This is a genomic window from Crossiella sp. CA-258035, assembly GCF_030064675.1.
Lineage (GTDB): Bacteria > Actinomycetota > Actinomycetes > Mycobacteriales > Pseudonocardiaceae > Crossiella.
Window position 1 is genome coordinate 176,795 of sequence record NZ_CP116413.1, and the last position, 21,325, is coordinate 198,119.

Genomic DNA, 21,325 nt, shown 5'->3' on the forward strand with positions numbered 1-21,325 from the left:
GCACAGACCCGATCAGGGTGTCAGCGCGGTCTCCCGAGCCCCGGTCACCGGCGCCTTTCCGTACAACCCACCCGGCGCGTTCACCGGTCCGATGTGCGCGGTCGCCACGTGCGCGAAGTTGATGGCGAACTCCCCACCGTCCTCGGTCGCCACCACCTGGGTGCTCGCGGTCTCCAGATGCCGCCGCAACCGCGGCCCGAGGTCGTCGGCCACCTCATCGGTCAGCGCGACCCTGACCGGCTCGCCAACACCGGCGATGTGCAGGATGAGTGCTCGTTTCTGTGCCATGGCCCCAAGGTCATCAGCAAAACCCTTGCGCCACAACACAAGTTCGCCCGTAGCGGATCCGCTACGGGCGAACGAGAGACTCTGGACCGGGGACGTCTACTTGCGGAAGAACTTCTCCCCGCGCCCCTGCAGCACGAGCTTCACCCACTCCGCGAACGCCTTCGGGTCCTTCTTCTGACCCAGGAAGTACAGCCCGAAGCGGAGGACCTCCAGCAGCCCCAGCTTGCGCATGCCCGGCTGGGACAGCAGGTAGCCGCGGTTGCGGTAGGTGTAGTAGCGCTTGATCGGGTCGCCGGGGTCCTGGGCGTGGAAGCGGCCGCCCAGCATCGGCTTGAACTCCGCGGAGCCGTCCGGGTGCGCGTAGGCCACCTTCAGCGTGGTGCCGAAGCGCAGACCGCTGCGCACCACCCTGCGGTGGATCTCCACCTCGTCGCCGCGGAAGAACAGCCGGTAGTCCGGCACGCCCACCACGTCCAGGGTGGAGGCGCGGAACAGCGCGCCGTTGAAGAAGGAGGCGATGCCGGGCAGGAAGTCCGGGCTGTCCGGGCTGCTCAGCTCCTCGCGGCGGCGCTTCCAGGTCAGGCCGCGGCGCAGTGGGAAGGCCAGCGTGTCCGGGCGCTCGATGTTGACCACGACCGGGCTGACCGCGGCCAGCTTGCGGCGCGTGGCCTCATCCAGCAGCACCTCCAGCACGGTGTCGTCGGCCGGCCTGCCGTCGTCGTCGCCCAGCCACACCCAGTCCGCGCCCATGGCCAGCGCGTGCAGCATGCCCAGCGCGAAGCCGCCGGCGCCGCCGAGGTTGCGCTCGGAGAGCAGGTAGGTGGTGGGCAGCGGACAGGCCTCGACCACCTCCCGCGCCGGCTGGTCCAGCCCGTTGTCCACGACCACCAGGTGGTCCGGCTGCCGGGTCTGGGCCGCGATCACCTTCAGCGAGTCGGCGAGCAGCTCGCGCCTGCGGCAGGTGACCACCACCGCGATTACCTTGCCCTCTGGTGCCTTCGACCCAGCCCGATCAGTCATGGCGTGCCACCAGCTCCCACCGAAGCGTGCTCGTCGTCATTGGCGAACGGGTCCCTGCCCTTGTACTGGGTGAGCACCTCGCGCAGCGCGCCGTGCGCCCTGACCTGCCCGTGGTCCACCCAGATCGCGGTGCTGCACAGGCTCTTGAGGAACTCGTCGGAGTGCGAGGCGAACACCAGCATGCCGGACCGCTTGACCAGGTCGTTGAGCCGGTCCCGCGCCTTGTCCAGGAAGGCCGCGTCGACCGCGCCGATGCCCTCGTCCAGCAGCAGGATCTCCGGGTCGATCGAGGTCACCACGCCGAGCGCGAGGCGCACCCGCATACCGGTGGAGTAGGTCCGCAGCGGCATCGACAGGTAGTTGCCCAGCTCGCTGAACTCGGCGATGTCGTCGATGCGGGCTTCCATCTGCTTGCGGGTCATGCCAAGGAACAGCCCGCGGATGATGATGTTGTCGTAGCCGGAGATCTCCGGGTCCATGCCGACGCCGAGGTCGAACACGGGCGCGACCTTGCCGATGATCTTGGAGGTGCCCCTGGTCGGCTCATAGATGCCGGAGAGCAGCCGCAGCAGGGTGGACTTGCCCGCGCCGTTGTGTCCGACCAGCGCGACCCGGTCACCGTGCTGGAGCGAGATGGAGACATCCCGCAGCGCCTCGATCACCGGCACCTTGCTCTCGGTGCCGATCTTGCCGCCGGCCTTGCCGAGCACGGCCTTCTTCAGCGAGCGCGTCTTGGCGTCGAAGATGGGGAACTCGACCCAGGCGTTCTGTACCTCGATGCTGACCATGGGAATTCAGCCCCCTTACACCCAGTAGGACACGCGGGCACGGTAGTTGCGCAGCATCACCAGTGCCGCGCCCCAGCCGACCACGGTGATGATGCCGACGACGAGCCAGTGGTGGAACAGCTGGTCCTGGCCCAGCAGCGGCCGCCGGATGATCTCGATGAAGTGCAGGAACGGGTTGAACTCGGCCAGGTAGGCGCGCTCCCTGACCAGCTGGTTCGTGTGGTTGGCCAGGATGTTGAAGTCCCACACGATCGGGGTCATGTAGAACAGCAGCAGCACGACACTGCCGATGATCGGCGGGATGTCGCGGAAGCGGGTGCTGATGATGCCGGTGAGCAGTGCGACCCAGCCGCCGTTGAGCACGATCAGCACGAAGGCCGGGATCGCGTACAGCACGGTCCACTTCAGGTCCTGCGGGAAGATCGCCAGCATGATGAAGTAGATCAGGAAGTTGTGCGCGAACAGCAGCACCTGGCGCCACACCAGCCGGAACACGTGTGTGGTCAGCGGCGAGGGCAGCTGCTTGATCAGGCCCTCGTTGGCGATGAAGACGTTCGCGCCCTCGTTCACGCAGTTCGCGATGAACGTCCAGCAGACCAGGCCGACGGTGACGTACGGCAGGAAGAACTGGATCGGCGCGTTCTGGATCGCCGAGAACAGGATGCCCATCGCCAGCGCCATCACGCCGGTGCTGATGGTGATCCACAGTGGACCGAGCACCGAGCGCCGGTAGCCCTGCTTGATGTCCTGCCAGCCGAGATGGCCCCAGAGCGAACGCTGGTTCCATCCGGCGCGCAGGTCTGCGAAGGCCCGGCCCCAGCTGCGGTACGCGCGGGCAGTGGACACCGCTGGATTTTCGACAGTGCTGCTGGACACGAAAGTGAGGGTACCGGCGCGACATTCCGTGCTTGGCCTCCGGTGGGTCATAGCGCGGTCGCGGTGCGCGATTTCACCATGCGTGGCGTTAGGCGATCGTGACGGTCCCCACGGCTTCCAGGTGACCTGCCCGAGGCAAGATGAAAACCGTTATCGTCTTCTTCGGTCCCATCCCCACCCGGAGGTGTCCTGTGCGTCCGTCGCGCACCAAGATCGGCCTGCTCAGCCTGGTCACGGCCTCGGCAGCGGTGGTTTCCGCGTGCACTGCGGCGCCACCGGCAACCGCTCCCACGACCCCGGCCGCGGCCACCGGAGCGGCCGTCGAGGTCAAGGCCGCGCCGCTGACGCCCTCGCTCAGCGTGACCGATCCGGGCGGACAGAACGTGACCCTGCCCAAGGTCCCGGAGCGGATCGTCTGCCTCACCGGATTGTGTGACGACGCGCTCACCGAACTCGGACTGAAACCGGCGGGCACCTCCAACGCGGTGCTGCTGACCCTGCCCCAGTTGGCCGGTGAGGCGGGCAAGCAGGTGCCGGTCGTGCCGGGCAGTTTCGGCCAGGAGGACGCGGAGGCGATCGGTGCGCTCAAGCCGGACCTGGTGATCGGGCTTTCCGGTGTGCACGACGGACTCCGGCCGGCGGTGCAGAAGTTCAACGCTCCACTGTGGACGGTCAACCCGGGCAGCTGGGAGCAGTCCGTCGGCTACCTGCGCAACCTGGGCGCGCTCACCGGCCGCACCGAGCAGGCCGTGGCCGCGGAGCAGAAGTTCCGCACCAAGCTGGCGCAGGCGATCGAGACCAGCAGGCAGAAGGGCCTGAACAAGCAGACCGTGCTGCTGATGTTCGGCAGCGCCGACTCCATCGGCGTGGACACCGCCGACTCGATCAACGGCAAGCTGCTCGGCCAGCTCTTCGGCTACCCGTTCCCGGCCAAGGGCGGCAACGTGGAGACCGCGAACACCTACAGCGTGGAGGAGATCCTGGCCAAGCAGCCGACCGTGGTCTTCGTGTACTCCTTGATCTTCGCGTCCACCGACAAGAAGCTGTCCGAACAGCTCGCCGCGAACCCGGTGTGGAAGCAGGTGAAGGCCGTGCAGTCCGGTCAGGTGCACGAGGTCGCGCCCAAGCTCTGGGGCTCCGGCCGGGGCACCCGCAGCCTCGGCGCGATCATCGACGAGGCGATCGCCAAGGTGTCCGCGGCGCCCGCGGCGTGAGCAGGCAGCTCGCGCCCCTGCTCGCGGTGCTGGCCTTACTGGTGGCGGCCACGGCCACGCTGTGCCTGGGCACCCCGCTGGTCGGGGTCAACCGGCTGCCCGCCGCCTTCGCCGCCGAGACCGAGCTGGAGCACGCGGTGGTCGTGCTGCTGCGCGCGCCCAGGCTGCTGCTCGCGCTGTGCGCGGGCGCGGCGCTGGGCGCGGCCGGGCTGCTGTTGCAGGAGTCGCTGCGCAACCCGCTGGCCGTGCCGGAGCTGCTGGGCGTCTCCAGCGGGGCCTCGGCCGCGGTGGCCATCACCGTGGTCTGGGCGCTGCCGGTGCCGGGCGCGCCGCTGGTCCCCGCGCTGCTCGGCGCGGTGACCGGCGGCCTGCTCACCCTGCTCGCCGCGCGCCGGGCGGTCGGCCCGGCCGCGGTGCTGCTGATCGGGGCCGCGGTGAGCGCGGCGCTGCAAGCGGTCCTGTTCACCGGGCTGTCCCTGTCGGACTCCCGCGAGCAGGGCGTGCTGTTCCGCTACCTGCTGGGCTCGCTGACCGGCACCACCTGGGACACGGTGGCCTTCGCCGCGCCCGGCCTGCTCGCCGCGCTGCCGCTGGCGCTGCTCGCGGTGCCCGCGCTCGGCCTGCTCCGGCTGGGCGATGACACCGCCGCCGCGCTCGGCCTGCGCGCGGGCCGGGCCCGGCTGGCGGTGCTGGTGCTGGCCTGCGCGCTGGTCGCGGTGGCGGTCGGCCCGGCTGGCCCGATCGCCTGGGTCGGCTTCCTCGGCCCGCAGCTGGCCAGACGGCTGCGGCCGACCGCGGGCGCCAGGGTGTGGCTGGCCTGGTCGGCGGTCTTCGGCGCGCTGCTGGTGGTGCTGGCCGACCTGCTGGCGCGCACCGTGCTCTACCCGGTCGAGCTGCCGGTGGGCGGCCTGACCGCGGTGGTCGCGGTGGTGCTGGGCACGCTGCTGTTGTTCCGCCGCCGCGCGGAGGTGCTCGGATGACCCGGCGACTGGCCGTCCCACTGCTGCTGCTCGCGCTCGCGGTGGCCGCGCTGGCCCAACTCTCCGTGGGCACCTCGGTCGGCCCGCTGGACGCGCTGCTCGCCCTCTTCGGCGCGGGCGGTGAGCTGAACCTGACCATCGTCGGCGAGCTCCGCCTGCCCCGGATGCTGGTCGCCCTGGGCACCGGCGCCTGCCTGGGCCTGGGCGGCGTGGTGCTGCAGGCCGTGCTGCGCAACCCGATGGCCTCGCCCGAGGTCACCGGGGTCGGCTCCGGCGCGGTGCTCGGCGCGGTGGCGGCCACCGTGTTCGGCCTGGCCGGCACCGCGGCCGGGCTCACCGCGGCGGCGATCATGGGCGGCGTGCTCGGCGGCGCCGCGCTGTGGCTGATCGCTTCCCGGGCCGGGGCCGACCCGCTGCGGCTGGTGGTGCTCGGCGTGCTGGTCTCCGCGGTGCTGGCCGGGCTGTCCCTGGTGCTGCTCACCGCCCGGCCGCAGCTGGCCGGCGCCGCCGCGCGCTGGCTGGTCGGCTCGCTCAACGGGCGGACCTGGGAGCACTGGCACGCGCTGTGGCCGTGGCTGCTGCTGGTCACGCTGGTGCTCGCGCTGGTGGCGCCCGCGCTGGACCTGCTCGCGGTGGACGACGATCACGCCAAGGCGGTCGGCCTCGCGGTGCCGCCGTGGCGGATGCTCGCGCTGCTCGGCGCGGTGCTGGCCACCGCGGCCTCGGTGGCCGCGGTGGGCGCGGTGGCCTTCGTCGGACTGCTCGCCCCGCACGCCGCGCGGCTGCTCACCGGGGCCGAGCACCGGCTGCTGCTGCCCTCGGCCGGGATCGCCGGCGCGGCCTGCGTGTGCGGCGCGGACTTCCTGGCCCAGGCGGTGACCCTGCTGGTCCCGGCCTCGGGCAGCCAGCGGATCGGGGTGCCGGTTGGCGCGGTGACCGCGCTGGCCGGCGCGGTGGTGTTGATCGTGGTCGCGCGCCGGTTCTCCAGCGCGCTGGCGGGGAGGGACTGAAATGATCACTGGCACCGGCATCACCGTCCGGTTCGGGCCGCGCACTGTTCTGTCCACTGTGGACATACAGGTGGCGCAGGGGGAGTGGCTCGCGCTGGTGGGCCGCAACGGCTGCGGCAAGAGCACCCTGCTGCGCGTGCTGGCCGGGCTGCACACCCCGGACGCGGGCACGGTGCGCCTCGGCTCGGACGGGCTGGACTCGTTGTCCCGCAGGGAGGTCGCCCGCCGGATCGCGGTGCTGCCGCAGGCCATGCCCTCGGTGCCCGGACTGACCGTGCGCCAGCTGGTCCGGCAGGGCCGCTACGCCGTGCGCGGCCCGCTGGGCATGCTGCGCACCGGCGACGACGAGCAGGTGCGCAGGGCGCTGGCCGAGACCGGGGTGACCGACTACGCCGACGCCGCGGTGGACCGGCTCTCCGGCGGCGAGCGCCAGCGGGTCCGGCTGGCCCTGGCCCTGGCCCAGGACGCCCCGGTGCTGCTGCTGGACGAGCCGACCACCTACCTGGACGTCCGGCACCAGCTGGAGGTGCTGGAGCTGGTGGCCAGGCTGCGCGCCGAACGCGGGCTGACCGTGGTCACCGTGCTGCACGACCTGGCCCAGGCGGCCCGCTTCGCCGACCGGGTGGTCGCGCTGCGGGACGGGGCGGTGCACGCCGACGGCCCGGCCGCCGAGGTGGTCGACGCCGGGCTGCTGGCCGAGGTCTTCGGCGTGCGCGGGCGGGTCTGGCGGGACGAGCGGACCGGCCGCCCGGCCTGCGCCTACGACACGGTGCTGTAGGCCGGTTCCGGCCTGGCCTCGGCGCGCAGCGGCGAGCACCAGGCCAGCACCACACCCACCGCGAGCACGCCGACCGCGGCGGCGAGTCCGGCACTCGGGCTCGCCGCCACCGCGACCACCCCGGCCAGCGTCGCGCCCAGCGGCTGGCCGAGGCCGTAGGAGAGCATCCGCGCCGTGGTGTTCACCCGGCCCTGGAGCTCGTCCGGGGTGACCTGCTGCCGGAAGGTGATCGCGTTGATCACCACTGTCGTGTAGGCGGTGCCCCAGGCGACCGCGGCCACCGCGCCGAGCAGCCAGTGCGAGCTGAACACCACCAGCAGCCCACACAGCAGCGAGGCGGGCAGCGCGCGCAGGGCCAGCCGCGCCGGGCCGAGCCTGCGGCTGAGCACCGGCACCAGCTTGGCCGCCAGCAGCGCGCCCACGCCCCAGCAGCTGGTCAGCACGGCCAGCCGGGGGTCCCCGCTGGGTGGCACGCCGAGCGAGCGGTCCGCCCACGGCAGCAGCATCGCCACCCAGGCCCCGCCTGCGGCCGAATGGGTGGCGCCGACCAGGGTCAGCGTGCGCACGGTCGGGTGCCGCCACAGGAAGGCCAGCCCGCCGCGCACGTCAGTCCGGATGTCGGCCAGCGAGCGCGGCCGCCCGGCCCGGTCCGGCGCGGACAGCGGGCGCACGATGGCGCGCAGCAGCAGGGCCGAGACGGCGTAGCTGAGCACGTCCACGGTCAGCATGGGTGCGGGGGAGAGCAGCGTGACGGCCAGCGTGGCCAGCGGCGGCACCACCATCTCCACCACCGTGGTCATCCCGGACACGGTGGCGTAGGCCGAGGTGGTCCGGTCCTTGCCGACCAGGGTGGGCAGCGCGCCGAAGTTGGCCGCGTCGAAGACCACGAACAGCGTCTGGGACAGGAACCCGGCCACCACCACGTGCTCCACGGTGAGGCCGCCGAGGGCCCAGGTGACCGGGATGCTGACCAGCAGGGTCGCGTTGAGCAGGTCCGCGGCCACCATCAGCCAGCGCCGGTCCAGCCGGTCCGCCAGCACACCCGCGAACAGGCCGAACAGCAGGTAGGGCAGTGTCTCGGCGGCCGCCATGGCCGCACTCCAGGCCGCGGAGCCGGTGATTTGGTAAACCAAGATCGGCATCGCGACCAGGGTCACCCGCGAACCGGCCACGGAAATCACCCGGGCAGCGAGGTACCGGCGGAAGTCCGGGTCCCGCCGGAGGGCTACGACGTTCGTCACCCGAGCACACTAACACTATTGGTAATGACTTTCATTTGTGATAGGCATGAGGAGGTTGAAGGTCAACCGTCATCTGAGGAGGTACGAGATGGACAAGGTGTTCGTGCGCGTCGAGACCGAGCGCGAGCTGCCGCACAACTCGGCTAGCCACAGCAACGCCCTGGTCGAGAACCCGTTCGCCGACCAGGACTGATTTCGGTCTGACCTGACAAGGTGGCCCGCCGTGCCCCGGGGCGCGGCGGGCCACCGCCTGTCCCGGAGGTGCGCATGAGTCAGCTGACACCGGGCGCCGTGCTGTTCGGCCTGCCCGAGGACCGGACCGCGCTGCGCTCGCCAGAGGGCGAGGTGCTCGACATCGCGCTGCCGCCGGAAGTCCTCACCGCCGTCCGCGCCACCCTGACCACCGGTGCGCAGGCCCCGCCAGAGCTGTCCGCCTTCGCCGAGGCCGGGTTCCTCGGCCGCCGCCGCGCCTGGCCCGCCGCACGCGCCGCGGTCGGCGTGCTGGCCACCGCCGAGCTGGCCCAGCCCTACCTCGACCTGCTCCGCGCGCACGGCGCCGACCCGCGCCTGGTCACCGCGGACGCGCTGGACGGCCTGGCCGCGGTCTGCGCCCTGCACGACGGCCCGGCCCCGCAGTGGTGGACCGAGCTGGACGAGCTGCCGGCCCGCGGCATCGCCTGGCAGCGGATCAGCCGCGAGGGCAGGCACGCGATCCTGGAACCGGTGGCCGCCGGTCCGGCCGACGTCCGCCACCGCGACGTCCGGCTGCGCCGCCTGGCCGCCGCCGGCTCCGGCCACCAGCACCTGGCCGCCTACTGGGCGCAACGCGAGGCGATCACCGGCGCGGAACACTTCGACGCGGCCGACCTGACCGTGGTGCTGTCCGCCGCCGCCCTCGACCTCCGCAGCTGGGCCTGCGACCAGCCCGCCCGCCCCGCTGGTTCTCTGGTGACCACCGAACTTCCGGCCAACCGACGGCTGCGCGTGCTCGACCTGGACACCGCCGCGATCACCGACCACCCGGTCCTCCGGGTGCCGGACTGCGCGTCGTGAGCGCAGAAGTAGAGGGGCACCTCGTCCCCGCCGCGGACGAGGTGCCCCTCGCTGCCACCGTGTTTCGCTCTCCCGAGCGTGAGCGATCGCCGGTGGTACTTCTTCGTTCCCCCTACGACCAGCGGCTAAACCACGCCGAGGCAAGAAGTTGGGCGAACCGGGGTTTCGCCTGCGTGACCGTGGATACCCGGGGCAGATTCGCCTCCGGCGGCCAGTTCCGCCCCTACGTGCACGAGGCGTCAGACGGCGCCGCGGTCCTCGACTGGGTGCACGCCCAGGACTTCTGCGACGGCCGGGTCATCCTCACCGGCGCGTCTTACGGCGCCTACTGCGCACTGGCCACCGCCGCGGCCGGCACCGCCCCGGTGACCGCGGTGATCGCCGCCGTCCCCGCCATGGGCCCCGGCGAGACCGCCCGCGACCCCGGCGGCGCGGCCCGCCTGGCCTGCCGCGCCGGCTGGTGGTCCGAACACGGCGGCACAGCGCAACCCCGCCCCCCGGCCCAGCTCGACCTCACCCACCTCCCCGTCCGCGACCTGGTCGACCAACCCGGCTGGTCCGACCTCTGGTCCACCCCCCGCCGAGGCGCGCTCTGGCCCGCCCTCCGCGACTGCCAGGTCCCCCTGCTCGCCGTCGGCGGCGTACACGACCCCTTCGCCGCCGACACCGCCGAGTTGGCCGCCACCTGGGGCGGCCCATCCCGCCTGGTCCTGGGCCCCTGGGGCCACCTGCTCGATGCCCACGCCCCCGGCGCGGCCCTGGCCGGCAAACGCATCGGCGCGCTGTACCTGGCCTTCGCCCAAGCCGCCCTCGCGAACCTCACCGGCGCCCCCACCTCCGCCGCTCGCCCCGCCCTCACCGGTGCCGCGGCCTGGATCGCCACCGGCGACCACTGGTCCCGCTGGCCTGCCGACACCGGCCCCGCCTGCCCCCTCTCCGTGGTCCGCGGCGTCTTCACCGCCGACCCGGCCCACCCGTTCCCCTCCCGCGAGCCCGCCGCCGACCTCGCCCCCGACGCCAACCGCCCCGACCGCGCCCTGCTGCACTCCGCCCCCCTGCCCGGCGGCGTGCTGCGCGGCCGGATCGGCGTCCGCCTGCGGCTGCGCGCGGACACCCCCGACAACGACTGGCTGCTCCGACTGTCCACAGTGGACGATCAACGCCAGCTCGCGCACACGATCTTCCGCGACACCACCCCGCCCGGCCATCCGGTCGAGCGCACCGCCGAACTGGGCCCGCTCGGCGTCGAACTGCCGCCAGGAACCCGGCTGCGCCTGGAGATCGCCGGGCACCACTGGCCCCGGCACGCCCGCAACCCGCACACCGGGGTGGACCCGGTCGACGCGGTCGAGCTGCACCCCAGCCGCCGCGAGGTGCTGCACGCCGAACTCACCCTGCCCTGGGCCGCGGCCGCCGACGCGGTGCCCGCGGCGAACCTGATCGAGGAGGTGGTCCGGTGAGCCTGTCGCCGGAGACCATGGTCGACCCGCTGACCGGCATCGTCCGCCGGTTCGTCGACGTGACCCCGGTGCCCGGCCTGCCGCACCGGTACCGCGGCGTCACCGCCGAGGTGTCCGACGCCCGCAGGCTCGGCGCCTGGCCCGCCGACCGGGTCAGCCTGGGCACCACCTTCGGCGACGTCGAAGGAGCCAGGGTCGCGGCCCTCGGCGAGGCGGTTGAACGCTACTGCGGCAACCGCCTGCCCCCGTTGGACGACCCCCGCCTCCGCCGCACCACCGCGGCCGTCCTGGCGGCCGAGGGCCACCGCCACTTCGGCCCGGCCGACCTGCCCTTCTTCGCCCCGTGGCAGCACCGCGAACCCGGCTTCCCGTACCAGGAGTTCACCGCCGACACGGAGCTGCTGTGGACCAGGGGCGAGGAGGACGGCGAACCCTGCTGGCTGCCCGCCTCCTGGGTCTACCTGAACTACTTCACCGGTGAGCGCAAGCGCGAACCCCGCCTGCACCACCTCAACTACGCGGGCATCGCCACCGGCGCGGACGCCCCCGACGCCTTCCGCCGAGGCCTGCTGGAACTACTGGAACGCGACGCCCTGGAACTCTGGTGGCACCTGGGCGCCCCCAGCCGCGGCATCGCGCTGGACTCGGTCCCCGGCCTGCGCGCCGACCTCACCGGCACCCGCCTGAAGATCCACCTGGTCGAACTCCCCACCGAACACCCGGTCGCCTGCGTCGCCGCGGTCGCCATCGACGAGGAAACCGGCATCGTGGCTGGCGGCGGCGCGGCCCGCCTGGATGCGGCCGAGGCCTGCGCCAAGGCCGCCATGGAAGCCATCCACACCTGGGTCTTCACCCTGGGCCTGCTGGAGCCCGACGGCTGGGTCTTCGACACCATCAAGGCAGGAATCCTGGCCAAGGGCCTCTACCTGGACCACCGCCCCAACCGCACCTACCGCGACGCCGCAGGCCCCCACTTCGCCCAAGTCCGCGACCTAGGCGCCCAACCCCAGATCTGGCTGGACCCCAGAACCCAGGAATCCCTCCTCCCACGCTTCACCAACCCCACCACCGAGATCGCCGCCGCGGACCTCCCCACCGGCACCCTCCCCGACCTCCAGCAAAGCCTGCGCGCCCAAGGCTGCCGAGTGGCCACCGTCGACCTCACCACCCCCGACGTAGCCGAAACCCCCTGGCGCGTCCTGCGCGTAGCGGCAACCGGCCTGGTCCCGAACGCCCCAGCCGCCTTCCGCTACCTGGGCCTACCCCGCTGGCGCGAGGCCCAGCAATCCCGCGCCTGGGCCCCCACCGCAAACCCCCTGACCGGTCCGGAGGGCCTGGTCCTGGACCCACCCCCCTTCCTGTGACCGCCATCGAAGCGGCCCTGACCGCCGCCTGGACCGGCGCCGACCCCGGCCCCACCATCCTCGAAAACTGGCCCCCCACCCGCCGCCGCTACCCACCCACCCCCACCCACCCCCTGCCCCGATACGCCCCCACCACCGGCCCGCCTGCCCACCCCGAGACGACCGGTCATATTCGCGATGCGAAAGCCGCCGACCACAAGACGACCAGTCCTTCTCCCGCCTCACTGGCCATCGAGGCTGAGATGACCGGTCACCTTGAGGACGATCAGGCCGCCAAGCTTGAGATGACCGGTCATCTTGCGGAAGGGCAGCCGCCCAAGCTCGAGATGACCGGTCGCCTTGTGGATGGGCGGCCGCCCGAGCTTGAGGTGACCGGTCGTGTTGCGGGTGATCAGGCAGCCGAGCCTGAGACGGCTGGTCATTTTGGGGGTGGGTGGGCGACTGAGCCTGAGATGACTGGTCACTTTGCGGGTGGGCAGGCAGCCCAGCTTGAGATGACTGGTCGTTTTCCGGGTGAGCGGCCGGCCGCCCTCGGGCAGGCCGGTCGCTTTGTGGATGAACAGGAAGCCGAGCTTGAGGCGACCGGTCGCTTTCCCGGTGAGCAGCTGGCCGAGCTTGAGATGACCGGTCACTTTCAGGCTGGCCAGGCAGGAGCGATCGAGACGACCGGTCATATTCGCCACCCACAAATGCGCGCGCCCAAGACGGCTGATCACGGGCGCGCTGAGCAGCTACGCGAGTTTGAGACGACCGGTCACCTTCGCGGCGAGCAGGTTAGCGAGCGTGAGACGACCGGTCATCTTCATGAGGCCGGAGTCCACCGATCCAAGACGACCGGTCATATTCGCGACGGGCAACTTCATCGCCACCAGGAAGCCGGTCCGCTGGCCCAGCCGGATCTGACTGCCCTCGGTGTCCTGCTCGACCTCTCCCTCGCCGGCGATCCGGCCCGCAAGGTCGGTGGTGTCCGGCTTCGCCGAGTCCCCTCCGCAGGCGGCCGCTACCCGGTCAACGCCCACCTCGGCTCCGCCTACTACGACCCCATCGCCCACGAGCTCCACGGCCCCCCAGCCGCCACGATCACCCTTGCCCTGCAACCACAACGCACCACCTGGCGCTACGGCCCCCGCTCCCTCCCGGTCCTCCTGCTCGACCTCGGCCACGCCCTGGCCGCGATCCTCGCCGCCGCGCGCACTCTCGCCATCCCCGCCACCGCCGCCTTCGCCCCGCAACCCCCGCGGCACGGTGAGTACCCCCTCGCCACCGTCCACCTTGGACTGTCCACAAGGGACAAAGTCGGCGAACCCGCCGAGCCGCTCCCGGATCCGCCGGGTCTGCCCCTGATCGAAGCCGCCCTCACCGAGTTGAGCACCCACCCGCCGGTCCCGCTGCCCTGGGACCCACCGCTGGTCACCCCGGAGACCCTGCTCGCCCGGCACACCGCCCCCTGGCCCTCTCGCGGCCCGATCTCCTTGCCAGATCACGGTCTCATCGAAGTCCGCCCGACCCCGGACCTGGTCGCCGGCGCCTGTGGGCAACCCGAGCTCGCCCGGGCCGAGCGGCTGCTCCTGGCCACCGGTGATCCCGAGCCGTTGAACTTCGTCCGGGCGGGCATGGACGTGCACCGGGCCTGGCTGCTGGCCACCGCCGCCGGGCTGTCTGTGCGGCCGGTCGGGTGCTGGATCCGTGCGCGCCACAACGGCCAGCGCGTGTTGCACGCGCTGGCCGTCGGGCCTTAGCGCCCCACCAGGTCCGCGTGCCGGACCCCGGGCTCCCACACCGCGATGGAACCGCCGCCGCTCAGCGCGGTCGGCAGTTTCAGCGGGCCGAGCAGTCGCTTGGTCGTGGTGTCCACCACGTCCACCCGGCCCTGGCCGCCCGCGGTCACGAACGCGGTGCCGCCGTTGTCGGTCAGTGCGACCCGTCGGCCCTGCGCGCTGAACGGATCCGTCCCGCCCTGCGGTCCGCCCGGCAGGGTACCCAGGTCAAGACGACCGGTCACCTTCGCCGTGCGCAGGTCAACCAGCACCAGCTCGTCGCCGCGTCCGCCCTGCACCAGGTACCCGGCCAGGGTGTCCGACAGGCCGAAGCGGTACAGGTAGCCCGTGCCCAGTGGTACCCGGTGGGCGGCGCCGGTGGCCGCGTTCAGCAGGTAGGCGTCCTCGGTCCACTGGGTCCAGTCGGTGGCCCGGTCGTCGCGGACGTAGCTGGCCACGGTGCCGCCGTCATCGCCGAGCCGAACGTAGAACGCGCGGCCGCCGGTGCGCCCGGAGATGTCCCACGGGACCGTGCGGGCGGTGCCGAAGGATCCGTTGTCGCGCACCGGCAGCAGGTCGAAGCCGCGTTCGGTGGCGGTGGCGACCACCCGGTGCCGGGCGGAGAACGCCTCGCCGTGGCCGTGCGCGCCGATCTCCGCCGTCCTGGCCGGCGCCAGCGGCTCGGTGCCGGTGTGCGCCAGCAGTGCCCGGCGCGGGAATGCCTGCACGGCCGCGGGCTCGTCGTTGCGCAGCAGCACCGAGTCGGTCGCGGCGTCGATGAGCACCCCCGGCTCACCGGCGGCCACCGGCACCTCCTTGGTCTGCCAGCTGCGCAGGTCCACCACGGTGAGGTGCGCGCCCTCCTCGTGCGGCGCCTCGTGCTCGTGGTGCGCGGCGCTGCTGACCACCGCGTAGCTGCCGGTCGGGTCCACGGTCAGGTGCGCGACCTCGCCGTCCACCGGCGCGCTGCCCAGCACCTTGGGCGTCCCGGTGAGCTGCAGCGCGACCAGCGTGTGGCTGCGGTCGTCAACGAAGAACGCCCGGCCGTCCGGCAGCGTCACCACGCCGGCGTGGTCGTTGAGCACCCGGTCGGCCAGCGATCCGGTCACCCGCCCGGTGACCGGATCGAGCACGTGCACGGTGGCCGCGTGCTGGTCGGCCACCAGCACGCGGGTTCCTGATGTGGTCGCATTCGCCGCCGGGGCCAACGCGACCAGGGCTAACACCGTGGTCGCTGCCGCGGTGAGGGATCGAAGCATGTCGTCCTACCTCCTGAAATGGCACTCAGGAGGAGACGATAACCATTTTCAATTAGCCTGCCAACGGTTCAGCGGTCACAAGTCAGAGGTACTGCCCACCGCCGCCCAGGTGCCCGCCATCGGCCTCGCCGCCCTTCCCCGGCGGCAGCGCGCCCCTGCGCATCTGCTCCAGCTGCACCCGGGCGGCCATCTGCTGGGCGAACAGCGCGGTCTGGATGCCGTGGAACAGGCCCTCCAGCCAGCCGACCAGCTGGGCCTGGGCGATCCGCAGCTCCGCGTCGGAAGGGGTCACCTCGTCGTTGAACGGCAGCGACAGCCGCTCCAGTTCGTCCCGAAGCTCGGGCGCGAGGCCCTGTTCCAGCTCGGTGATCGAGGACTTGTGGATCTCGCGCAGGCGGTTGCGGCTGGCCTCGTCCAGTGGCGCGGCGCGCACCTCCTCCAGCAGCTGTTTGATCATGGTGCCGATCCGCATCACCTTGGCCGGCTGCTCGACCATGTCGCTGACATCGTTCCCGGAGTTCTCTCCGTCACCTTCCGTGACCGGGCTGCCGAACGGGAGGGCGGTGCCGATGGGCGTGCCGTCCGGTCCGATGACCACGACCTGCTGCTCGCTGTCGCTGGGCTGGTTCATGCGTCCATCCTCGCTCGCCTTGGTGGCCGAATGCGACTCGGATACCCCGAACCGCTGCCTACCCGCGGTCACCAGGCAACCCCGGGGTTCAGGCGATTTGGCGTCCTCCGTACGGTGTCTTTCATGGCGTACGACGTCGCTCGGGTACGGGGCTTGTTCCCCGCGCTGGGCGACGGGTGGGTCCACCTCGATTCACCAGCGGGTATGCAGGTACCCGAACAGGTGGCGAGCGCGGTCTCGACCGCGTTGCGCGCCCCGGTGTCCGGGCCGGGCGGAATATTTCCGGCCTCACAGCGGGCAGAGGCGATCGTGGACGCGGCCCGTCGCTCCGTAGCCGACCTGGTCGGCTGCGACCCGGCCGGCGTGGTCCTCGGACCCAGTTCCGCCGCCCTGCTGCAACGCCTCGCCGACGCCCTCGGCGAGGCCTGGATGCTGGGTGACGAGGTGGTCGTCTCCCGGCTCGACCACCCCGGCAACGTCTCACCCTGGGTACGCGCCGCGCAGCGCGCCGGGGGCAGCGTGCGCTGGGGCGAGATCGACATCGAGACCTGCGAGCTGCCCGCCTGGCAGTACGACGGGCTGATCACCGGCAGCACCAAGGCGGTGGCCATCACCGCCGCCTCCGGCGCGGTCGGCACCCGCCCGGACGTCCGGCACGTCTCCGACGTCGCCCGCAAGCACGGCGCCCTGGTCGTGGTGGACGCCTCCTCGGCCGCCCCGTTCGTGCCGCTGGACGTGCTGTCCATGGGCGCGGACGTGGTCGCGGTCTCCGCATCCGCCTGGGGCGGCCCGCCGGTCGGCGCGCTCGCCTTCCGCGACGCCAGCCTGCTCGACCGGCTGCCCTCGGCCGCGCTGGAACACGGCGCCCGCGGCCCGGAGCGGCTGGAGCTCGGCCCGCACGCCTACCCGCTGCTGGCCGGACTGGTCGCCTCGGTGGACTACCTGGCCGGACTGGACGACGCGGCCATCGGCCCGCGCCGGGAGCGGCTGCTCACCTCGCTCGGCTCGGTCAAGGCCTACCAGGCAGGCCTGCTGGCCAACCTGATCAACGAGCTGCGTGCGATGCGGCACGTGATGGTCATCGGTGACGCCATGCGCAGGGTGCCCTCGCTGGCCTTCACCATCACCGGCGCGAAGGCCTGGGAAGCGGTGGAACATCTGGCCGAACGCGGGGTGTGCGCCTTCCACGACTCCGGGCACAATGGCGTCTTCGCCGCACTCGGAGTCGGCGAGGTCGGTGGCGCGATCCGGGTCGGCCTGGCCCACTACACCAACGCGGCCGAGGTCGACCAGCTCGTGCGCGCGGTGGCCGAACTGCGCTGAGTCAGCAGCAGTGGAGGGTGGTTGAACGACTCGCTCGCCAGGGCGATGGCCGATCTGGCCGCCTGGCACAAGCTCGCGCCGCTGCTCACCGAGTACCTGCCCTTCGGCGATGCCTCCCTGCGCCCGTCCGGGCTGACCACCGTGCTGGACGAGGCCATGGTCGGCAACCGCACCGTGCTGCTGGAGTGCGGCAGCGGCTCCTCCTCGGTGGTGGTGGCCAGGATGCTGGCCCGCCGCGGCTTCGGCCACCTGCTCTCCCTTGAGCACGACGAGCGCTGGGCCGCCTTCGTCAACACCCAGCTGCGCCGGGAGGGCCTGCACCAGATCGCCAGGGCGGTGCACTGCCCGCTCAGCGGCCACCCGGCCGCGGTCGGCACGCTGGACTGGTACTCCCCGCAGCTGGTGCACGACGAGGTGATGGCCTACGTGGACCGATTCGGCCTGGTCGACCTGCTGCTGGTGGACGGCCCGCCCGCGTTCGAGCCGGGCAAGGACCTGGCCCGGTACCCGGCGCTGCCGGTGCTGCGCTGGGCGCTCGCGCCCGGCGCGACCATCCTGCTCGACGACGTGGACCGGCCGGGCGAGCTGACCGTGCTCACCCGCTGGCAGGAGCAGTTCGGCCTGCGCTTCCGGGCCGACCCGACCGGCACGCGCCTGGCCGTCGGCATGCTCGATCCCGGCTAGTCCGCGAAGTCGGTGGACCGGCTGACCTCGGCCCACCGCGCCGCCTCGGCCGCCCGCCGGTCACTGGCCTTGGCCGGCGTTGTTGACCACCACGTCCAGCGCGGCCCTGGTGATCTCCCGCCCGAGACCGCGGGAGCTGCCGGTGACAAGCCAGATCTTGTTCATGCCACCAGCGAACACCCGCGGGCCCCGGCTGTCTACCAACTAGTTAGTTACATCGCGCGGAAGGGCCGGATTCCGTTCACTTGCGCACCAGCAGGATCTTGCCGACCACGCCGCCCGCTTCCAGCAGCCGGTGCGCCTCGGCCGCCTCCTGGATCGGCACCCTGGCGTGCTCGACCACGCTGACCTTGCCCTCCTCGACCAGCGGCCACAGCCGTTCGCGCACGTCCGCGACCACCTCGGCCTTGCTGCCCGGACCCTCCACCGGCCGCCCGCGCAGCCCGGTCGCGGCCACGCTGGCCCGCTTGGCCAGCATCTTGCTCAGGTCCAGCTCGGCCTTGCGGCCGCCCTGCATGCCGATCACCACGAGCCGACCGCCCGCCGCCAGCACGTCGATGTTGCGCGCCAGGTAGGAGGCGCCCATGTTGTCCAGCACCACGTCCGCGCCCTTGCCGCCGGTGGCCTCCTTGACCACCTCGACGAAGTCCTGCTCGTGGTAGTTCACCGTGATGTCCGCGCCGAGGCGGGTGCACTCGGCAAGGCCCTCCGGCGTGCCGGCGGTCACCGCGACCGTCGCGCCGAGCGCCTTGCCGATCTGGATCGCGCAGGTCCCGATGCCGCCGGCGCCGCCGTGCGCGAGGAAGGTGTCGCCCGCGGTCAGCCCGGCCAGCATCACCACGTTCGACCAGACCGTGCAGGTCACCTCGGGCAGCCCGGCCGCGGTCACCAGGTCGACGCCCTTGGGCACCGGCAGCACCTGCACCGCGGGCACGGCCACGCGTTCGGCGTAACCGCCACCGGCCAGCAGCGCGCACACCTCGTCGCCGACCTGCCACTGCGTCACGCCCTTGCCGACCTTGGCGATCCGGCCGGAGCACTCCAGCCCCGGCACGGTGGTCACCCCGGGCGGCGGCGGGTAGAAACCCTGGCGCTGCAACAGGTCGGCCCGGTTCACCGCGGCCGCGACAACGTCGATCACGACCTCGCCCTTGCCCGGCTCCGGATCGGGCCTCGGCGTCCAGCGCAGCACCTCTGGACCACCGGGCTCGCGGATACTGATCGCGTACATGCCCTGAAGCTAGACCCAATTCGGTGGCATGGCAGCCCGCCATCCCGGACGATCGACCGGCATGGACCCCTGGCCGCTGCGGCACCTGGTACTGCGCACCCCACGCCTGGAACTGCGCCCGGACGACGACGCCGGCCTGCTGGAGATGGTCGAGGTGGCGCTGTCCGGGGTGCACCCGCCGGAGCAGATGCCCTTCTCCGAGCCGTGGACCGAGATGTCGCCTGCCGAGCTCGGCCGGGGGTCGGTGCGGAACCGGTGGCGCAAGCGGGCCGAGCACAGCCCGGAGAACTGGGACATCGGCTTCCTGGTCCGGCACCGGGGCCGGGTGATCGGCACCCAGGGGCTGATGGCGGCGGACTTCGGTGTGCTGCGCGAGGTGACCTGCGGTTCCTGGTTCGGCATGGCGCACCAGGGGCAGGGCTTCGGCACCGAGGCGTGGGCCGCGGTGCTGCTGCTGGCCTTCGACCACCTCGGCGCGGAGCTGGGGCACGCGCTGGCCTTCGCGGACAACACCGCCTCCCGCGCGGTCAGCCGCAAGCTGGGCTACCAGGACACCGGGACCAGGCGCGTCGTCCGCCGCGGCGAGCCTGCCGTCCAGGTGGAGCAGCGGGTGACCCCGGCCGGGTTCGCCCGGCCGGACTGGACCCTGGAAGTCGACGGCCTGGACGCCTGCCGAGAGATGTTGGGAGCCTGACATGGACCCCTGGCCACTGCGCCACCTGGTGCTGCGCACCCCGCGCCTGGAGCTGCGCCCCGACGACGACGCCGGCCTGCTGGAGCTGGCCGGACTTGCCGGACAGGGCATCCACCCACCAGCGGAGATGCCGTTCATCGTGCCGTTCACCGACCGGGCTCCCGGCGAGCTGGAACGCGGTGTGGCCCAGTACAACTGGCGGCAGCGCGCCGAGCTCAGCCCGGCGAAGTGGACCGTCAGCTTCCTGGTCCGGCACCAGGACCGGGTGATCGGCAACCAGTCCCTCTCCGCCGAAGAGTTCGCGATCACCCGCGAGGTGCGCAGCGGCTCCTGGCTCGGCATGGCGCACCAGGGCAAGGGCTTCGGCACCGAGATGCGCGCGGCCGTGCTGGCCTTCGCCTTCGACCACCTGGGCGCGGTGCAGGCCCGCTCGGAGGCGTTCGCGGACAACCACGCCTCGCTCGGGGTCAGCCGCAGGCTCGGCTACCTGGACAACGGCAGCAAACTGGTGGCCCGGCGCGGCCAGGCAGCCACCGAGCTCGGGCTGCGGCTGCCTGCCGCCGAGTTCGTCCGGCCGGACTGGACGCTGGAAGTCGAGGGCCTGGACGCGTGCCGGGAGCTGCTCGGCTGCTAGCCCAGGTCCACGTTCCGGTCGAAGGTGTTGCACGAGGCCGGGTTGCCGGTCTTCAGGCCGGTGCTGAACCACTTCTGCCGCTGCTTGGAGCTGCCGTGGCTGAACTGGCTCGGGTCCGGCTTGCGCCCGTTGAGCTGGGACTGGATGAAGTCGTCGCCGATCCGCCCTGCCGCGTCCAGCGCCCGCTTGATGTCGTCGTCGGTGATCTCGGCGATCAGCGGTTTGCCGGACGGGGTGGGCACCGTGGTGGCGTGCTTGGCCCAGGCCCCGGCGTAGCAGTCGGCCTGGAGCTCCAGCCGCACCGAGCCCGACTCCGGACCGGTGGCGTTGCCGCGCACCTGGTCGGAGGTGCCGAGCAGGTTCTGCACGTGGTGGCCGTACTCGTGCGCGAGCACGTAGGCCTCCACGAAGGTGCCGCCCGCCGCGCCGAAGCGGTCCTGCAGCTCCTTGAAGAAGCTCAGGTCGATGTAGACCTCGTTGTCGGCGGGGCAGTAGAACGGGCCGACCGCGGAGTCCGCGTTGCCGCAGCCGGTGCGCACCGCGCCGTTGAAGAAGTTGGTGGTCGCCTTGCGGTAGGTGCGGCCGGAGCGGGCGAACACGTCGGTCCAGTAGCCCTGGATGGAGTTGATCGAGGCGATCGCCGCGCAGTCCTGGCTGCGGTTGGCGTCCGCGCCCGTTTTGCACTTCTCCGCGAGCTTGCCGCTGTTGACCATCTCGCCGCGCGGCACCGAGTCCCGGTCCGCGGCCCCGCCCGGCACGCTGGGCAGCGCACCCCCGCCGAACTGGGACAACAGGAACCAGATCAGCAACCCGACCACGCCGAGCCCGCCACCGCCGATGGCCACCCGACTGCCCACACCACCGCCGCCGGACCCGCCGAGGTCCTCGACCTGCGAAACATCAAGCTCGGCGTCCTCGTTGAAACGCACCACAACTCCCGCTCGTCGCCGAAGATAGGCCAGCTGCTGTTCATCCTGCGCTCAACCACCGGTCGCGCGCGACTGGAAGGGTGCCGCGTGAAAGGGAGGTGTCCGTGATCC

At 72.2% G+C, this 21,325-nt stretch carries 24 protein-coding genes; 13 read left to right on the forward strand and 11 right to left on the reverse strand.

Features of this window, described 5'->3' with window-relative positions:
* Nucleotides 1-12 precede the first annotated feature (12 nt).
* From N8J89_RS00815 to wzm, 4 genes are all read right to left on the reverse strand, one after another.
* Complete coding sequence (locus tag N8J89_RS00815; RefSeq protein WP_283662471.1) at nucleotides 13-288, reverse strand: hypothetical protein; 276 nt, start codon at nucleotides 286-288, stop codon at nucleotides 13-15.
* A 96-nt stretch (nucleotides 289-384) separates the two neighbouring features.
* On the reverse strand, nucleotides 385-1,308 hold the full coding sequence (glfT1, locus tag N8J89_RS00820) for a galactofuranosyltransferase GlfT1 (protein ID WP_283662472.1): 924 nt from the start codon (nucleotides 1,306-1,308) through the stop codon (nucleotides 385-387).
* On the reverse strand, nucleotides 1,305-2,096 hold the full coding sequence (gene wzt, locus N8J89_RS00825; protein WP_283662473.1) for a galactan export ABC transporter ATP-binding subunit Wzt/RfbE: 792 nt from the start codon (nucleotides 2,094-2,096) through the stop codon (nucleotides 1,305-1,307). Before wzt ends, glfT1 begins: the two co-directional genes overlap by 4 nt.
* 15 nt (nucleotides 2,097-2,111) lie before the next feature.
* Nucleotides 2,112-2,972, reverse strand: coding sequence for a galactan export ABC transporter permease subunit Wzm/RfbD (gene wzm, locus N8J89_RS00830; RefSeq protein WP_283662474.1), 861 nt, complete (start codon nucleotides 2,970-2,972; stop codon nucleotides 2,112-2,114).
* 191 nt (nucleotides 2,973-3,163) lie between these two features.
* On the opposite strand from wzm, the gene N8J89_RS00835 reads away from it, so the two are divergent.
* The 4 genes from N8J89_RS00835 to N8J89_RS00850 are packed head-to-tail and all read left to right on the forward strand — an operon-like array spanning nucleotide 3,164 to nucleotide 6,954.
* On the forward strand, nucleotides 3,164-4,186 hold the full coding sequence (locus N8J89_RS00835) for an ABC transporter substrate-binding protein (RefSeq protein ID WP_283662475.1): 1,023 nt from the start codon (nucleotides 3,164-3,166) through the stop codon (nucleotides 4,184-4,186).
* The gene (locus N8J89_RS00840; RefSeq protein ID WP_283662476.1) at nucleotides 4,183-5,166 is read left to right on the forward strand and encodes a FecCD family ABC transporter permease; all 984 of its coding nucleotides are present in this window, start codon (nucleotides 4,183-4,185) and stop codon (nucleotides 5,164-5,166) included. The genes N8J89_RS00835 and N8J89_RS00840 overlap by 4 nt, the downstream gene beginning before the upstream one ends.
* Nucleotides 5,163-6,176, forward strand: coding sequence for a FecCD family ABC transporter permease (locus tag N8J89_RS00845; protein ID WP_283662477.1), 1,014 nt, complete (start codon nucleotides 5,163-5,165; stop codon nucleotides 6,174-6,176). Before N8J89_RS00840 ends, N8J89_RS00845 begins: the two co-directional genes overlap by 4 nt.
* 1 nt (nucleotide 6,177) lies before the next feature.
* Nucleotides 6,178-6,954, forward strand: coding sequence for an ABC transporter ATP-binding protein (locus tag N8J89_RS00850; protein WP_283662478.1), 777 nt, complete (start codon nucleotides 6,178-6,180; stop codon nucleotides 6,952-6,954).
* Here the strand turns inward: N8J89_RS00850 and N8J89_RS00855 are convergent.
* Nucleotides 6,936-8,195 (reverse strand): MFS transporter, encoded by a 1,260-nt coding sequence (locus N8J89_RS00855; RefSeq protein ID WP_283662479.1) that lies wholly within the window; start codon nucleotides 8,193-8,195, stop codon nucleotides 6,936-6,938. The genes N8J89_RS00850 and N8J89_RS00855 overlap by 19 nt on opposite strands.
* An 88-nt stretch (nucleotides 8,196-8,283) precedes the next feature.
* Between N8J89_RS00855 and amiA the strand changes: the two genes are divergently transcribed.
* The 4 genes from amiA (at nucleotide 8,284) to N8J89_RS00875 (ending at nucleotide 12,072) form a co-directional block, all read left to right on the forward strand.
* Nucleotides 8,284-8,388, forward strand: a complete 105-nt coding sequence (gene amiA / locus N8J89_RS00860; protein WP_252485604.1) for a streptamidine family RiPP — start codon at nucleotides 8,284-8,286, stop codon at nucleotides 8,386-8,388.
* A gap of 74 nt (nucleotides 8,389-8,462) precedes the next feature.
* A complete protein-coding gene (locus tag N8J89_RS00865) occupies nucleotides 8,463-9,248 on the forward strand; it encodes a hypothetical protein (RefSeq protein ID WP_283662480.1) in 786 nt (261 codons plus the stop codon).
* A gap of 41 nt (nucleotides 9,249-9,289) precedes the next feature.
* A complete protein-coding gene (locus tag N8J89_RS00870; RefSeq protein ID WP_283666045.1) occupies nucleotides 9,290-10,708 on the forward strand; it encodes a CocE/NonD family hydrolase in 1,419 nt (472 codons plus the stop codon).
* On the forward strand, nucleotides 10,705-12,072 hold the full coding sequence (locus N8J89_RS00875) for a YcaO-like family protein (protein WP_283662481.1): 1,368 nt from the start codon (nucleotides 10,705-10,707) through the stop codon (nucleotides 12,070-12,072). The genes N8J89_RS00870 and N8J89_RS00875 overlap by 4 nt, the downstream gene beginning before the upstream one ends.
* 221 nt (nucleotides 12,073-12,293) lie before the next feature.
* Here the strand turns inward: N8J89_RS00875 and N8J89_RS00880 are convergent, their stop codons facing one another.
* Nucleotides 12,294-12,746, reverse strand: coding sequence for a hypothetical protein (locus tag N8J89_RS00880; protein ID WP_283662482.1), 453 nt, complete (start codon nucleotides 12,744-12,746; stop codon nucleotides 12,294-12,296).
* Between the two features lie 57 nt (nucleotides 12,747-12,803).
* Nucleotides 12,804-13,448, reverse strand: coding sequence for a hypothetical protein (locus N8J89_RS00885; protein WP_283662483.1), 645 nt, complete (start codon nucleotides 13,446-13,448; stop codon nucleotides 12,804-12,806).
* Here N8J89_RS00885 and N8J89_RS00890 point away from each other — a divergent pair.
* Nucleotides 13,437-13,811, forward strand: coding sequence for a hypothetical protein (locus tag N8J89_RS00890; RefSeq protein ID WP_283662484.1), 375 nt, complete (start codon nucleotides 13,437-13,439; stop codon nucleotides 13,809-13,811). The two genes, N8J89_RS00885 and N8J89_RS00890, sit on opposite strands and share 12 nt — an antisense overlap.
* On the opposite strand, the gene N8J89_RS00895 is transcribed toward N8J89_RS00890, so the two are convergent.
* Both N8J89_RS00895 and N8J89_RS00900 read right to left on the reverse strand, forming a co-directional pair.
* Nucleotides 13,808-15,088 (reverse strand): YncE family protein, encoded by a 1,281-nt coding sequence (locus N8J89_RS00895; protein ID WP_283662485.1) that lies wholly within the window; start codon nucleotides 15,086-15,088, stop codon nucleotides 13,808-13,810. The two genes, N8J89_RS00890 and N8J89_RS00895, sit on opposite strands and share 4 nt — an antisense overlap.
* An 82-nt stretch (nucleotides 15,089-15,170) precedes the next feature.
* Entirely contained in the window at nucleotides 15,171-15,719 is a 549-nt protein-coding gene (locus tag N8J89_RS00900) for a bacterial proteasome activator family protein (RefSeq protein ID WP_283662486.1), read from the reverse strand.
* A 123-nt stretch (nucleotides 15,720-15,842) separates the two neighbouring features.
* On the opposite strand from N8J89_RS00900, the gene N8J89_RS00905 reads away from it, so the two are divergent.
* The gene (locus N8J89_RS00905; RefSeq protein ID WP_283662487.1) at nucleotides 15,843-17,042 is read left to right on the forward strand and encodes a cysteine desulfurase-like protein; all 1,200 of its coding nucleotides are present in this window, start codon (nucleotides 15,843-15,845) and stop codon (nucleotides 17,040-17,042) included.
* 21 nt (nucleotides 17,043-17,063) lie between these two features.
* On the forward strand, nucleotides 17,064-17,726 hold the full coding sequence (locus tag N8J89_RS00910) for a class I SAM-dependent methyltransferase (RefSeq protein ID WP_252486471.1): 663 nt from the start codon (nucleotides 17,064-17,066) through the stop codon (nucleotides 17,724-17,726).
* Between the two features lie 241 nt (nucleotides 17,727-17,967).
* On the opposite strand, the gene N8J89_RS00915 is transcribed toward N8J89_RS00910, so the two are convergent.
* The gene (locus N8J89_RS00915; RefSeq protein ID WP_283662488.1) at nucleotides 17,968-18,957 is read right to left on the reverse strand and encodes an NAD(P)H-quinone oxidoreductase; all 990 of its coding nucleotides are present in this window, start codon (nucleotides 18,955-18,957) and stop codon (nucleotides 17,968-17,970) included.
* Between the two features lie 61 nt (nucleotides 18,958-19,018).
* Between N8J89_RS00915 and N8J89_RS00920 the strand changes: the two genes are divergently transcribed.
* Together N8J89_RS00920 and N8J89_RS00925 are read left to right on the forward strand one after the other, a co-directional pair.
* Nucleotides 19,019-19,651 (forward strand): GNAT family N-acetyltransferase, encoded by a 633-nt coding sequence (locus N8J89_RS00920; protein ID WP_283662489.1) that lies wholly within the window; start codon nucleotides 19,019-19,021, stop codon nucleotides 19,649-19,651.
* 1 nt (nucleotide 19,652) lies between these two features.
* Entirely contained in the window at nucleotides 19,653-20,285 is a 633-nt protein-coding gene (locus N8J89_RS00925) for a GNAT family N-acetyltransferase (protein ID WP_283662490.1), read from the forward strand.
* Here N8J89_RS00925 and ypfJ read toward each other — a convergent pair.
* Nucleotides 20,282-21,214, reverse strand: a complete 933-nt coding sequence (gene ypfJ, locus N8J89_RS00930; protein WP_283662491.1) for a KPN_02809 family neutral zinc metallopeptidase — start codon at nucleotides 21,212-21,214, stop codon at nucleotides 20,282-20,284. The two genes, N8J89_RS00925 and ypfJ, sit on opposite strands and share 4 nt — an antisense overlap.
* Nucleotides 21,215-21,325: the final 111 nt, after the last annotated feature.